We start from the raw sequence: 13730 nt of genomic DNA, 5'->3' as shown, positions 1-13730 counted from the left end.
ATAGGCAACCTTGTCGAAACTGCATGTCGCGGAACGTTCTCGATTGCCGGCACTCCCATGGATTCGAGAGAAACCAGTACCGCGAGGAATGCCAATTGAAGATCCTTGTCTGCGGAGCCACCGGGCAGATCGGTCGCAGCCTGACGACACAAGCGCAGGCGCGCGGGCTGGACGTCATCGGCATGTCTCACCAGCAAATGGATCTGACCGATGCCCGGCAGGTGCAGCGAACCGTCGAGCGGTTGCGCCCGGGTCTGATCATCAATGCGGCAGCGTTCACCCAGGTGGATGCCGCCGAAGGCAATGCCCGGCTCGCCTATGCCGTCAACCGAGACGGCGCAGCGCTGCTGGCCGGGGCCGCCGCCGGGCTCGCGATACCGCTGTTCCATCTCTCCACCGACTACGTGTTCGATGGTCAGGCCCGCAGCCCCTACAAAGAAAGCGACCGCACGGCCCCACTCGGGGTCTATGGCGCCAGCAAGCTCGAGGGTGAGCGTGCCGTTGCACAGCGCCTGGAAAGACACCTGATCCTTCGTACCAGCTGGGTCTACGGCGAACATGGCGGCAACTTCGTCAAATCCATGCTGCGCCTGGGCGCCAGGCCCGAGCTGCGGGTAGTCGACGACCAGATCGGCTGCCCCACCAGCGCCGAGCGGATTGCCTCGGTCCTCCTCGAGCTGGCGCATCGTCATGTCACTGGCGGGGAACTGGCGTGGGGGTTGTATCACTACAGCGGACGCTCGCCCTGCTCCTGGCATGCGTTTGCCTGCGAAATCTTTCGTCAAGCGAAACAGGCCGGACTGATACAGCGGATACCGAAGCTCGTGGCCATTCCGACAAGCCAATACCCGACGCCAGCCCGCCGGCCAGCCTGGTCGGTGCTCGATTGCAGCCGCTTCGAGACCAGCTTCGGCCTGGATACCGTCGAGTGGTCGGCCGACCTTGCGCAGCTGATCGACGCCTTGAGCGAACAGGGCGCTCACCGGCTCGCAGGCTAACCGGTCACCAGGGGTCGCCCTGCGACAGCGGGTCGCGAGGGCGGGCCCGCTGCGTTACACTCGCGCCCCGATCGTGACTCGCAACCTCCCCAATCGCTCATGCCGACCCTGCTCCACCGCTGGCTGCCTACGCCGCCATAGCCCACCGTGCTGCCCCTTTCCAGCCAGCTGACCTGTCGGCGGCTGCTTCTTGCTGCGCGTCGCCCAGACAGCCGCGGCAAACGCCAACCTGAATCACAATTCGAAACCGATCCGCCGCCCCGGCCAGCACTGGCCCGTGCCGCATGATCCATTGCCCTGGGACATCCGATGCTGCATTCGTTGAAACAAACCTGGCTCTCCAACCTCCGCGGCGACGTGCTTGCAGGCCTCGTCGTTGCGCTGGCGCTGATCCCGGAAGCCATCGCATTCTCGATCATCGCCGGCGTCGATCCGAAGGTCGGCCTCTACGCCTCGTTCTGCATCGCGGTGGTGATCGCCTTCGTCGGTGGCCGGCCGGGGATGATCTCCGCCGCCACTGGCGCCATGGCATTGCTGATGGTGACGCTGGTCAAGGAGCACGGCCTGCAATACCTGCTGGCCGCCACCCTGCTGTGCGGGGTGCTGCAGATCGGCGCCGGCTACCTGCGGCTGGGCTCGCTGATGCGCTTCGTTTCGCGTTCGGTCGTGACCGGCTTCGTCAATGCGCTGGCCATCCTCATCTTCATGGCCCAACTGCCGGAACTGACCGGGGTTAGCTGGCATGTCTACGCGATGACCGCGGCGGGCCTGGGCATTATCTATCTGTTTCCCTACGTACCCAAGGTCGGCAAGGTGATCCCCTCGCCGCTGGTCTGCATCCTGTCGATGACAGCAGTGGCGGTGTACCTCGGTCTCGATATCCGCACCGTCGGCGACATGGGCGAATTGCCGGATACGCTGCCAGTTTTCCTCTGGCCCGAGGTGCCGCTGAACCTCGAGACGCTGGCGATCATCTTTCCCTACGCCGCCGCACTCGCGGTGGTGGGCCTGCTCGAGTCGCTGATGACCGCCACCATCGTCGATGACCTGACCGACACCGGCAGCGACAAGAACCGCGAGTGCAAGGGCCAGGGCGTTGCCAACATCTTTTCCGGCCTGTTCGGCGGCATGGCTGGCTGCGCGATGATTGGCCAATCGGTGATCAACGTGAAGTCCGGCGGGCGCACGCGGCTGTCGACGCTGGTCGCTGGCGTCGTGTTGCTGCTGATGGTGGTCTTTCTGAGCGACTGGGTCAGCCTGATACCGATGGCCGCCCTGGTGGCGGTGATGATCATGGTGTCGATCGGCACGTTCAGCTGGGACTCGCTACGCAACCTGCGCAAGCACCCGCTTTCGACCAACATCGTCATGATCGTCACGGTCATGGTGGTAGTGGCAACCCACAACCTGGCCTACGGTGTTCTCGCGGGAGTGCTCCTTGCCTCGCTGTTCTTCGCCAACAAGGTCGGCCATTTCCTGCATATCAGCGCCGATATCGACGCAAGCGGTCGACATTGCACCTACCGGGTGGTGGGCCAGGTGTTCTTCAGCTCGTCGGACAAGTTCGTCAACGCCTTCGACTTCAAGGCAGCACTGGAACAGGTCACCATCGACCTGAACCGGGCTCATTTCTGGGATATCACTGCAGTCGCCGCGCTGGACAAGGTGGTCCTCAAATTCCGGCGCGAAGGCACGGCTGTCACCGTGCTCGGCCTGAACGAAGCCAGCGCCACCATCGTCGACCGCTTCGCCGCGCACGACAAACCGGATGCGATCGATAACCTCATGAGCCACTGAGCAACGGCAAGAACCTGCCGGGAGTAATGGCTTGCATCGACGGCGCTCCTTCCTCGGTTGCGGTGCGTGGTTGTGCGGACCTGGGCCAGCCAGCGCCCATCGGGGCGCCACTGCCTATGTGCGACACCCAGAAACGCGAACGCCGACTGCGGGTCGAAGAACAGGAAGAATGTAAAAAAATGTGAACCAAACAACAGATCATCCGTTCGAACATTGCGAGCTGCCACGCAGGGAAGTCACCGCAGCCTTCACTCGCAAGGAGCACTCTCATGAAACAGATGACCTTTGGTTCCAGAAACAACAACTTCGATTTCCTGCGCTTCGTCGCCGCCTGCCTTGTCCTGGTCGGGCACAGCTACTGGCTCAGCGGCCGCCTGCCGGAAGAACCGCTGCGACATTTCACCGGGCACACCGATGTCGCCGATCTGGCTGTCGATGCCTTCTTCGTCATCAGTGGCTTCCTGATCACCGCGTCCTACCTCCACGGCAGCAGCAACGTCGGTTTCGTCCTCAAGCGCGCCCTGCGCATATTTCCCGGGCTGGCCTTTTCCGTCGCATTTGCCGTGCTGATCATCGGTCCCTTGGCCACCCAATTGCCGCTGGCGGAATATTTCACCCATCCGCAGACAGCTGCTTTCCTCAGCAATCTGTTCATGGTGACCAGCTATGATCTGCCAGGCGTGTTCTCTGGCAATCCGTTCCCGGAAGTGGTCAATGGTTCGTTCTGGACCTTGCCGCTCGAGGGCCTGATGTACTGCGGCATTCTGGCGCTCGGCATTCTTCGCTTGCTGCGCGGGAGCATGATCATGCTGGCGCTCGCGGCCTTTGCAGTGGCGCACTTCGTGCTGCTCCCGATGCTGGGTATCGAAAGCGTCACCCTGGTCAAGCTTTCGCGCCTGGGCATGTTTTTCCTCGCCGGCTCCGCGCTGTACATGATTCGCAAGTCGGTTCCCTGGGATGGCCGTATTGCGGTCGCCTGCCTGGCCGGCTCCCTGCTCGCCCTAGGTCATGCCAGCTGGTTCATCATCCACCTGTTCACGCTGCCGTATCTGGTCATCTATTTCGCCTATCTGCCCATTCCGGGGCTGGCCAACTTCGGCAAACATGGCGATTTTTCCTACGGCATGTACATCTTCGGCTTCCCGGTGCAGCAGTTGATCATGCATTGGTTAGGCGCACAGCTCAGCATTCCGCTCTTCGCCCTGCTCAGCCTGACGATCACGCTGTGTTTCGCCGTGCTGTCATGGAAACTGGTGGAGCAGCCGGCGCTTCGTCTGAAGCGCCTGGCGGCGCCGGCGACCGTCAAGGCAGACCGAACCGCCTCGACTTGATCGCACAGGTGCCAGGAGCGGCTGCCCCTCAGAACGCCTGGCTGTAGAACAGCGAGTAGGACTCGATGCCGTCGTTCGGCTGCTTGAGCCCGGCGTTGGAGTAGTGCATCGCGCGCAGGCCCAGCGTGCGCTCGCCGGGCAGCCTCAGGCCGAGGCCGAGACGGTCCTCGAAGTTGAACGACGAGCCCAGCTGCTGCTCGCCGACATCGGTCTTGGAGAACAGCGCCACGCCGATGCCCGCTTCGACATACGGCGTGTAGCGAAAGCCGGCGAATTCATAGGTGAGCACCGGGCTGAACGACAGCGAGTGGGCGGCGGATGCTTCGTCACCGCCGTCCCAGTAGGTGTATGCCGTATCCCAGTAGCCACCCAGGCGGCCTGTCGCGCTCTGCCACCAGTGCTTGTTCCATTCCAGCGCCAGGGCGGTGCGGATGGTCGTGTCGCCCTGCCCCGTCGCGCCAAGGGCGACGGACAGCTCGGTGGCATGGGCGGGGAATGCAACCAGCCCCAGCGCCAGGGCGCCGGGCAGCAACAACTCGAATCTCAAGGGCAGACTCCTTCTTCGGTCTGGATGGAACAAGGCAGGGGCCGCGGCCCCTGCGCTCAATGGCGGGCAGCGAGCGGCTCGGCTGGATGCCAGCCACCGCCAAGTGCCTTGTACAGCCGCACCTCGCGCTCGAGCTGCAGCAACTGGTCGCTGAGCAGCTGGCGCTGGGAGGCGAACAGCTGGCGCTGGGCGTCGAGCACGGTGAGGTAGGTGTCCACGCCCTCGTCGTAACGCTGGCGGGCCAGCTGGTAGTAGGCGCGGTTATTGTCGACCAGATCGCTCTGCGCCTGTACCTGTTCGTCGTAGGTACCGCGCGCGGCGAGGCCGTCGGCGACTTCGCGGAAGGCGGTCTGGATGGCCTTTTCGTAAGCCGCGACGTGGATGTCCTTCTGGATCTCGGCGTAGTCGAGGTTGGCCTTCAACCGCCCGGCCGTGAAGATCGGCAGGTTGATCCGAGGAACCAGACTCCAGGCGCCGGAACCGCCGTCGAACAGACCGTCCAGTTCGCTGCTGGCGGTGCCGGCGCTGCCGGTCAGGCTGATGCTCGGGAAGAACGCCGCGCGCGCCGCGCCGATGTTGGCGTTGGCGGCCAGCAGGCGGTGCTCCGCGGCGCGGATGTCGGGGCGACGCAGCAGCAGATCGGCCGGCAGCCCGGCGGGGAAGTCGGCCAGCGTATCCATCTGCAGCTTGCCACCAGCCGGTAGATCGCGCGGAATCGCCGCCCCCAGCAACAGGCGCAGGGCGTTGGCATCCTCGGCGATGAGCCGGGTATACAGCGCCTTTTGCGTACGCGCCTGATCGACCAGGGTGCGCGCCTGGCGCACGTCCAGCTCCGAGGCGGTGCCGGCTTCGGCACTGGCTTCGATCAGCGACAGGCTCTGCCGGTAGCTTTCCAGCGTGGCCTCGGTCAGCCCCAGCAGCGCCTGGTCGGTGCGCCAGGCGAAATAGGCGGTGGCGACGTCGCCGACCAGGGCGATGTGCACGCTGCGCTGGGCTTCTTCGCTGGCCAGGTACTGCTCCAGCGCGGCGCGGCTGAGGCTGCGGATGCGGCCGAAGGCGTCCAGCTCGTAGGATACGCCCAGCCCCACGTCATAGCGGCTCTGGATACCCGCCTCGCCGGTCGGCGAGAGGTCGTCCGGCAGGCGCTGGCGACTGCCACTGCCGCCCGCGTCGACGCCGGGGAACAGCTCGGCACGCTGGATGCGGTGCAACGCGCGGTAGGCCTCGACGTTCAGCGCGGCCTGACGCAGGTCGCGGCTGTTCTGCAGCGCCACGCCGATCAGCTCGCGCAGCGCGGCGTCGCGGAAAAACTCCTGCCAGCGCAGATCGGCCGCGCGCGTGTCGCCCTGCTCCGCCTGATCGTACGCCGCGCCCTGCGGCCAGTCGGCCTCGATCGGCGCCTGCGGTCGCTCGTACTGCGGGATCAGACTGCAGCCGCCCAGTGCCAGGGCAACCGCGAGGGTCAAAGGCTTGAACTTCATGCGGTTTCTCCTTCGGCTTCGGCAACGGCGTGCGGCTTCTTGCGGCCCTCGAAGAGCTTGACCACCACCACGTAGAACAGCGGCACGAAGAACACCGCAAGCACGGTGGCGGTAATCATCCCGCCGACCACCCCGGTCGCCACCGAATGCTGGCTGCCGGCGCCGGCGCCACTGGCCAGGGCCATTGGCAGCACGCCGAAGGTGAACGCCAGCGAGGTCATGACGATGGGGCGCAGGCGCAGACGCGCCGCGTGCACCGCCGCCTGGACCAGCGGCATGCCTTCCTTCTCATAAAGGTCCTTGGCGAACTCGACGATGAGGATGGCGTTCTTCGCCGACAGGCCGACCGTGGTCATCAGGCCGATCTGGAAATAGACGTCGGCGGTGAGATCCCGGAACAGCGTGGCGAGCACCGAGCCGAGGATGCCCAGCGGCACCACCAGCATCACCGCCGCCGGCACCGACCAGCTCTCGTAGAGCGCCGCCAGGCAGAGGAACACGATCAGCACGGTCAGCGCGTAGAGCATCGGCGCCTGGTCGCCGGTCTGGATCTCCTCGTAGGACAGGCCGGTGTAGCTCAGGCCGATGCCTGACGGCAGCTGCTGCATGATCTCGGCGATGGCGATCATCGCGTCACCGGTGCTGTAGCCCGGTGCCGGTTCGCCGAGGATTTCCACCGAGGAGATGCCGCCGTAGCGCTCCAGCTTGGGCGAGCCGAAGGTCCATTCGCCGGTGGCGAAGGCCGAGAACGGCACCATCTCGCCGAGGGCGTTGCGCACGTACCACTTGTCGAAATCCTCCGGCGTGATGCGCGCGGTCTCCTCGCCCTGGATATACACGCGCTTGACCCGGCCGCGGTCGATGAAGTCGTTGACGTACATCGAGCCCCAGGCCGCCGACATGGTCTGGTTGATCGATGCGATGCTGACCTGCAGCGCGCGGGCCTTCTCGTCGTCGATGTTGACCTGGAACTGCGGCTCGTCGTCCTTGCCGTTGGGGCGCACCGCGCGCAGCTTCGGATGCTCGCCGGCCAGTTGCAGGAACTGGTTGCGCGCCTCCATCAATGCCGCATGACCGACGCCGGCGTTGTCCTGCAGATAAAGGTTGAAACCCATCGCGTTACCCATTTCCAGGATCGCCGGCGGCACGAAGGCCATCACGGTGGCGTCCTTGATCGTCGCGAAATGGGCGTTGGCGCGCTCGGCGATGCTGAACACGTCCTGACCCTGCGCGGCGCGCTGGTCCCAGCCCTTGAGCATGACCAGACCGAGGCCGGAGTTCTGCCCACGACCGGCGAAGTTGAAGCCGTTGACGGTCAGCACGTGCTGAATCAGCTCGCCTTCCTCTTCCTTCAGATAGTCCTGCACCTGCTGAAGTACCGCACCGGTGCGCTCTGCGGAGGAGTTAACCGGCATGCGCACTTCCACCATCATCAGGCCCTGGTCCTCGTTGGGCAGGAAGGCCTTGGGAATCTGGGTGAACAGGTAGCCGGTGCCGGCAGTGATCAGTACGAAGGCCAGCAGGTAGCGCCCGCGGTGCTTGAGCATGCCGCCGACACCGCGCTCGAAACGGGTGGTGCCGCGCTCGAAGGTGCGGTTGAACCAGCCGAAGAAGCCCTTCTTCTCGTGGTGGGCGTCGCCTTTGGGCTTCTTCAGGATGGTGGCGCACAGCGCCGGGGTGAAGATCAGCGCGACCAGCACCGACAGGCCCATGCATAGCACGATGGTCACGGCGAACTGCTTGTAGATGATCCCCGCCGAACCGCCGAAGAAGGCCATCGGCACGAACACCGCCGACAGCACCAGGCCGATGCCGACCAGCGCACCCTGGATCTGCCCCATCGACTTGCGCGTGGCTTCCAGCGGCGACAGGCCCTCCTCGTGCATCAGGCGCTCGACGTTCTCCACCACCACAATGGCATCGTCCACCAGCAGACCGATGGCCAGCACCATCGCGTACATGGTCAGCACGTTGATGCTCAGGCCGAAGTACGGCAGCAGCGCGAAGGCGCCGAGCAGCACGACCGGCACCGCGAGGGTCGGAATCAGCGTGGCGCGGAAGTTCTGCAGGAACAGGTACATCACCAGGAACACCAGCACCACCGCCTCGATGATGGTGTGCACCACCGAGCTGATCGAGGCTTCCACCACCGGCGTGGTGTCATAGGGATAGACCACCTCGACGCCTTCGGGCAGGTAGGCCTTCTGTTTCTCCATCGCGGCCTTCACCGCGGCCACGGTCTCCAGCAGGTTGCCGCCGGAAGCCAGGCGCAGCGCCAGGCCCGCCGAGGGTTCGCCGTTGCGCTTGCTGGAAATGGAGAAGTTGTCGGCACCCAGCTCGACGCGGGCGATGTCCTTGACGCGCACCTGCGAGCCGTCGGCCTTGACCTTGACCAGGATTTCCTCGAACTCCTCGGGCGTGGTCATGCGCGTCTTGCCCAGCACCGTGGCGTTGAGCTGCACGCCGCTGAGCGTCGGCAGACCGCCGAGCTGGCCGGAGGACACCTGCACGTTCTGTTCGCGGATGGCATTGGCGACGTCGCCAGGCGTCAGCTGGTAGCTGTTGAGCTTGGCCGGTTCGAGCCAGATGCGCATGGCGTAGGGCGAGCCGAACAGCAGGTAGTCGCCGACACCGTCGATGCGCGAGATCGGGTCCTGCAGCTGCGAGGCGATCAGGTTGCCGAGGTCGAAGTTGCTCATCTTGCCGGTGGTATCGGCCAGACCGATGATCAGGAAGAAGTTCTTCTGGTACTTCACCACGCGCAGGCCCTGGCGCTGCACCTCCTCGGGCAGACGCGGGGTGGCCAGCTGCAGTTTGTTCTGCACCTGCACCTGGGCGATGTCCGGGTTGGTGCCCTGCTCGAAGGTCACGATGATCATCATGCTGCCGTCGGAATTGCTCTCCGCGGACATGTAGCGGAAGCCGTCGAGGCCGCTGAGCTGCTGCTCGATGACCTGGACCACGGTGTCCTGCACGGTCTGCGCGGAGGCGCCGGGATAGGACACGGCGATGGCCACGGCCGGGGCGGCGATGTTGGGGTACTGGCTGATCGGCATTTTCACCAGCGACAACGCGCCGGCGAGCATGGCGACGATCGCCAGCACCCAGGCGAAGATCGGCCGGTCAATGAAAAAACGGGACATGTACGGCTTGCTCCTCAGTTGGCGACGGCGTCGGTCTTCGGAGCGAACTCGGCGACCAGTCTGACGTTGCTGGCCGCCACCGGCTTGACGGTGATACCGCTGCGTACCCGCTGCGTGCCTTCGGTGATGACCCGTTCGCCATCGGCGACGCCCTTGCCGATCAGCCAGGCATTGCCGACGGTGCGCAATGTCTCGACTTCGCGCCGCTCGACGCTGTCGTCCGGCTTGACCACCCAGACGCTGGGCACGCCGCGCGCATCGCGGCTGACCGCCTGCTGCGGCACGAGGATGGCGTTCTGCTGGGTGCCTTCCTTGAGCAGCGCATGCACGAACATGCCGGGCAGCAGCTTGCGGTCCGGGTTGGGGAATTCGGCGCGCAACGTCACCGAGCCGGTGGTCGGGTCGACGCTCACCTCGGAGAATTTCAGGGTACCGGGCAACGGATAGGCGCTGCCGTCGTCCAGGGTCAGGCTGACCTCGGCCTGGTTGTCAGCGGAACTCTGCAGGCGGCCGGATTCCAGCGCGCGGCGCAGGCCGAGCAGCTTGGTGATCGGCTGGTTGACGTCCACGTAGATCGGATCGAGCTGGGTCACGGTGGCCAGCTCCTGGGCCTGACCGTTGGTGACCAGCGCCCCCTCGGTCACCGCCGAGCGGCCGATGCGCCCGGAGATCGGCGCCAGCACCTTGGTGTACTGCACGTCGATGCGTGCGACCTGCACTTCCGCCTGCGCCTGCTTCCAGGCCGCCATGGCATCGTCGTACTGCTGGCGGCTGACCGCGTTGGTCTTGAGCAGCCGCTCGTAGCGCCTGGCCAGGTTCTCCGCGGTGGTCAGGTTGGCCTCGGCGCGGGCCAACACCGCCTCATAGGTGCGTGGATCGATCTGGTAGAGCTGCTGGCCCTTCTGCACTTCCGTGCCTTCGGTGAACAGCCGCCGCTGCAGGATGCCGCTGACCTGTGGCCTGACCTCGGCGATGCGATAGGCGCTGGTGCGCCCCGGCAGGTCGGTGGTCAGCGTCAACGGCTGTGCCTCGACCCGATAGACCCCCACTTCCGGTGCCGACGGCGCGGTCTGCGCCTTATCCGGCTCTGCGCAACCAGCCAGCAGCAGCGTCGCCAGCGCGACGGAGTGCCCCGCACGCAATTTAGCTTTCCGGTGAATCACCTGTTTTTCTCCCTGATGCACGAAAGGTTTGTACCGCAATACGGTTCAGTGTATCACTATGCAATTCAGAGCAAACAACCCGGATATGTAACAGGACGGAAACGGGACGGCTGCACGCCTTGGCGATCCGCTGTCACGAATGCCTGTTCACTGCCGCGAAGCTGCTGGAAAATGCGTGCCACCCCAGTGGGCTCGGCACAATCAGAGGACCTATGACGCAGACAGATCAGGCCGGCGATGCTGGTCGACAGGCCGGTATCCAGGTAATCGCCCGGGCGGGCGCAATCATGCGGGCGCTGGGCAGCAACCCGCAGGGCCTGAGCCTGGCGGCCATCGCGCAGATCGTCGACCTGCCCCGCTCCACGGTGCAGCGCATCATCACCGCGCTGGAGGCCGAATACCTGGTCGAGACCCTCGGCCCCGGCGGCGGCTTCCGCCTCGGGCCGGCGCTCGGGCAACTGATCAGCCAGACCCAGACGGACATCATCACGCTGCTCAAGCCCTACATGCTCGAACTCTCCGAGCAGCTGGACGAATCGGTCTGCGTCAGCACGCTGGTCGGCGACAAGGCCTATGTGGTCGATCGCGTGGTGGCCGAGCGCGAATTACGCGTGGTGTTCCCCATCGGCATCAAGGCGCAGGCCTACGCGACGGCCAGCGGCAAGGCCCTGCTGGCGGCACTGCCGGAAGACAGCCTGCAGCAGCTGCTGCCCGACCCGCTGCCGATGCTGACGCCCTGCACGCCGGAGCGCGCCGTGCTGCTCGAACAGCTCGGGCAGATCCGTGCCGGCACGGTCGCCGAGGAGCATGGCGAGCTGATCGAGGGACTGAGTTCCTCCGCGGTCCCGCTCGATACCTACCTGGGCCGTTACTCGATCGCGGTCGTCGCACCGACCGCCCGGCTGGTAACCCGCCGGGAGTCGTTCCAGCAGGCACTGCAGGACTGCAAGCAGCAGGTCGAGCGGGCCATCGGCCGGCGCACCGCGCAAACCGCCTGAGAAATCCAAGGATGGCCAGACGAACCGCCGCCGAAGCAGAAGCGACCCGCCAAAAGATTCTCATGGCCGCCAACGATGTGTTCTGGCAGGAAGGCGTTGGCAACGCCGCGCTGGAAACGGTAGCCAGGGCTGCCGGTGTCACCCGCGGCGCGGTGTACTGGCACTTCAAGGACAAGGACGCCCTGTTGCGTGCGCTGTTCGACGAGCTGCCCATCCCGCTGCAGCAGGCGATTCCACCCCGCCTCGACCTCGCGCAGTCCTGGGCCTGGCTGGCCGGTGCGCTCCACAAGACGGTCCACAGCGAGGTCTCGCGCCAACTGTCGGGAATCATGCTGCTGCAGGGCACGGCGACCCGCTCGGCGGTGATCCAGGAGGGCCTGGCGCGGCTGCGCGGCCACTTCATGGGGCAGATCCAGGCGCTGCTGGCGCACGCCGTGGCGAGCGGCCAGCTGCCGGCGACGCTGGATCTGGAAGCCGCCGAGGCGCTGCTGCAGAGCGCCGTCAGCGGCCTGCTCTACGAGTGCCTGCAGAACCCCGGCGAGCGAAGTTCGTTGATCCACTCGGTGTTCGACTCGCTGCTGTTCCTGCTCAAGGCCCCGCCGGGGCACCTGCTGCGGCAGCAAGCCTGAGCGACCGGACGACCGGCATGGCCAGTGGCCGGTCACCGCATCGGCCCGGGTGAAATCGCTGTATACTCTCGCGCCATTTTTCCCGCCGCATCACCGAGGCCGGCCCGTCATGTCGAAAAACGCCCCTACCGTAGGATTTGTCTCGCTCGGCTGCCCGAAGGCAACGGTCGACTCCGAACGCATCCTCACCCAGCTGCGCATGGAGGGTTACCAGATCGTGCCGTCCTATGAGGATGCCGATGTGGTGGTGGTCAACACCTGCGGCTTCATCGACAGCGCCAAGGCCGAATCGCTGGATGCCATTGGCGAGGCGATCGCCGAGAACGGCAAGGTGATCGTCACCGGCTGCATGGGCGTGGACGAGAACAACATCCGCGGCGTGCACCCCAGCGTGCTGGCGGTTACCGGCCCGCAGCAGTATGAGCAGGTGGTCAACGCGGTGCACGAAGTGGTGCCGCCGAGCATCGAGCACGATCCCTTCGTCGACCTGGTGCCGCCGCAGGGCATCAAGCTCACCCCGCGCCACTACGCCTATCTGAAGATTTCCGAAGGCTGCAACCACAGCTGCAGCTTCTGCATCATCCCGTCGATGCGCGGCAAGCTGGTCAGCCGTCCGGTGGGCGATGTGCTCAGCGAAGCCGAGCGCCTGGTCAAGGCCGGCGTGAAGGAGATCCTGGTGATCAGCCAGGACACCAGCGCCTATGGCGTGGACCTCAAGTACAAGCTGGATTTCTGGGACGGCCGGCCGGTCAAGACGCGCATGCTCGAGCTGTGCGAGGAGCTCGGCAAGATGGGCGTCTGGGTGCGCCTGCACTATGTCTACCCCTACCCCAACGTCGACGACGTGATCCCGCTGATGGCCGCCGGCAAGATCCTGCCGTACCTGGACATCCCCTTCCAGCACGCCAGCCCGAAGGTGCTCAAGGCCATGAAGCGTCCGGCCTTCGAGGACAAGACCCTGGCGCGCATCAAGCAGTGGCGCGAGATCTGCCCCGAGCTGACCATCCGCTCGACCTTTATCGTCGGCTTCCCCGGCGAGACCGAGGAAGACTTCCAGTACCTGCTCGACTGGCTGACCGAAGCCCAGCTCGACCGCGTCGGCTGCTTCCAGTACTCGCCGGTGGACGGTGCACCGGCCGAGACCATGGGCCTGGAACCGGTACCGGACGAGATCAAGCAGGAGCGCTGGGACCGCTTCATGGCGCACCAGCAGGCCATCAGCGCGGCGCGCCTGCAGCTGAAGATCGGCAAGGAACTGGATGTGCTGATCGATGAAGTGGACGAGGACGGCGCCATCGGCCGCTCCTGGGCCGACGCCCCGGAGATCGACGGCATGGTCTACGTCGACAGCGACCAGCCCCTGCAGCCGGGCGACATGGTCCGCGTACGGGTGACCAATGCCGACGAGTACGACCTCTGGGCCGAGACCATCTGAGCCGATCGCCTGTTAGGGTGGGCTTCAGCCCAGCAACCCGGTCTGCTCAGCTCGTACACGCCTGGCTGACCTCCGCTCCGGTGGGCTGAAGCCCACCCTGCGAGCTGCGCCACAGCGCACCGTCCATGCGACAAAAGGCGGCGCGCCCGGCACCGCCGCGGCGTTTCGCCACTGCCTGCCAATCGCTACTATCTGACGCTTTCCTGCC

Annotated in this window: 10 protein-coding genes; 6 read left to right on the top strand and 4 right to left on the bottom strand. The window is 65.4% G+C overall.

Annotation, left to right across the window (positions count from 1 at the left end; translation table 11 throughout):
* The first annotated feature begins 95 nt into the window (after positions 1-95).
* The 3 genes from rfbD to L3N39_RS12320 all read left to right on the top strand — a co-directional run bounded on the left by rfbD (position 96) and on the right by L3N39_RS12320 (position 4126).
* Positions 96-998: a dTDP-4-dehydrorhamnose reductase gene (gene rfbD, locus L3N39_RS12330; protein ID WP_237257630.1), complete on the top strand. Its 903-nt coding sequence runs from the start codon at positions 96-98 to the stop codon at positions 996-998.
* 309 nt (positions 999-1307) lie between these two features.
* Positions 1308-2795, top strand: a complete 1488-nt coding sequence (locus L3N39_RS12325) for a SulP family inorganic anion transporter (protein WP_237257629.1) — start codon at positions 1308-1310, stop codon at positions 2793-2795.
* Positions 2796-3064: 269 nt separating this feature from the next.
* Positions 3065-4126, top strand: coding sequence for an acyltransferase family protein (locus tag L3N39_RS12320; protein WP_173267137.1), 1062 nt, complete (start codon positions 3065-3067; stop codon positions 4124-4126).
* 28 nt (positions 4127-4154) lie between these two features.
* Here the strand turns inward: L3N39_RS12320 and L3N39_RS12315 are convergent, their stop codons facing one another.
* From L3N39_RS12315 to L3N39_RS12300, 4 genes are read right to left on the bottom strand one after another with little or no spacing between them, the layout of a single operon-like run.
* Positions 4155-4679 carry an acyloxyacyl hydrolase gene (locus tag L3N39_RS12315; RefSeq protein WP_431978026.1) on the bottom strand — a complete coding sequence of 175 codons (525 nt, stop codon included), beginning with the start codon at positions 4677-4679 and terminating at the stop codon, positions 4155-4157.
* Positions 4680-4729: 50 nt separating this feature from the next.
* Positions 4730-6154, bottom strand: coding sequence for an efflux transporter outer membrane subunit (locus L3N39_RS12310; protein ID WP_237257627.1), 1425 nt, complete (start codon positions 6152-6154; stop codon positions 4730-4732).
* A complete protein-coding gene (locus tag L3N39_RS12305; RefSeq protein ID WP_237257626.1) occupies positions 6151-9297 on the bottom strand; it encodes an efflux RND transporter permease subunit in 3147 nt (1048 codons plus the stop codon). Before L3N39_RS12305 ends, L3N39_RS12310 begins: the two co-directional genes overlap by 4 nt.
* A 14-nt stretch (positions 9298-9311) precedes the next feature.
* Positions 9312-10460 carry an efflux RND transporter periplasmic adaptor subunit gene (locus tag L3N39_RS12300; RefSeq protein WP_237257625.1) on the bottom strand — a complete coding sequence of 383 codons (1149 nt, stop codon included), beginning with the start codon at positions 10458-10460 and terminating at the stop codon, positions 9312-9314.
* A 212-nt stretch (positions 10461-10672) separates the two neighbouring features.
* Here L3N39_RS12300 and L3N39_RS12295 point away from each other — a divergent pair, with 212 nt between their 5' ends.
* From L3N39_RS12295 to rimO, 3 genes are all read left to right on the top strand, one after another.
* Positions 10673-11458 (top strand): IclR family transcriptional regulator, encoded by a 786-nt coding sequence (locus L3N39_RS12295; RefSeq protein ID WP_237257624.1) that lies wholly within the window; start codon positions 10673-10675, stop codon positions 11456-11458.
* A gap of 62 nt (positions 11459-11520) precedes the next feature.
* Positions 11521-12087 (top strand): TetR family transcriptional regulator, encoded by a 567-nt coding sequence (locus tag L3N39_RS12290; RefSeq protein ID WP_237257623.1) that lies wholly within the window; start codon positions 11521-11523, stop codon positions 12085-12087.
* A gap of 109 nt (positions 12088-12196) precedes the next feature.
* Positions 12197-13522 (top strand): 30S ribosomal protein S12 methylthiotransferase RimO, encoded by a 1326-nt coding sequence (rimO, locus tag L3N39_RS12285; protein WP_237257622.1) that lies wholly within the window; start codon positions 12197-12199, stop codon positions 13520-13522.
* Positions 13523-13730: the final 208 nt, after the last annotated feature.

Origin of the sequence: Pseudomonas oligotrophica (genome assembly GCF_021726475.1) — a bacterium.
Classification (GTDB): domain Bacteria; phylum Pseudomonadota; class Gammaproteobacteria; order Pseudomonadales; family Pseudomonadaceae; genus Stutzerimonas; species Stutzerimonas oligotrophica.
Note: the sequence above shows the minus strand (reverse complement) of the source record. Positions and strands in the feature narration are given on the sequence as shown.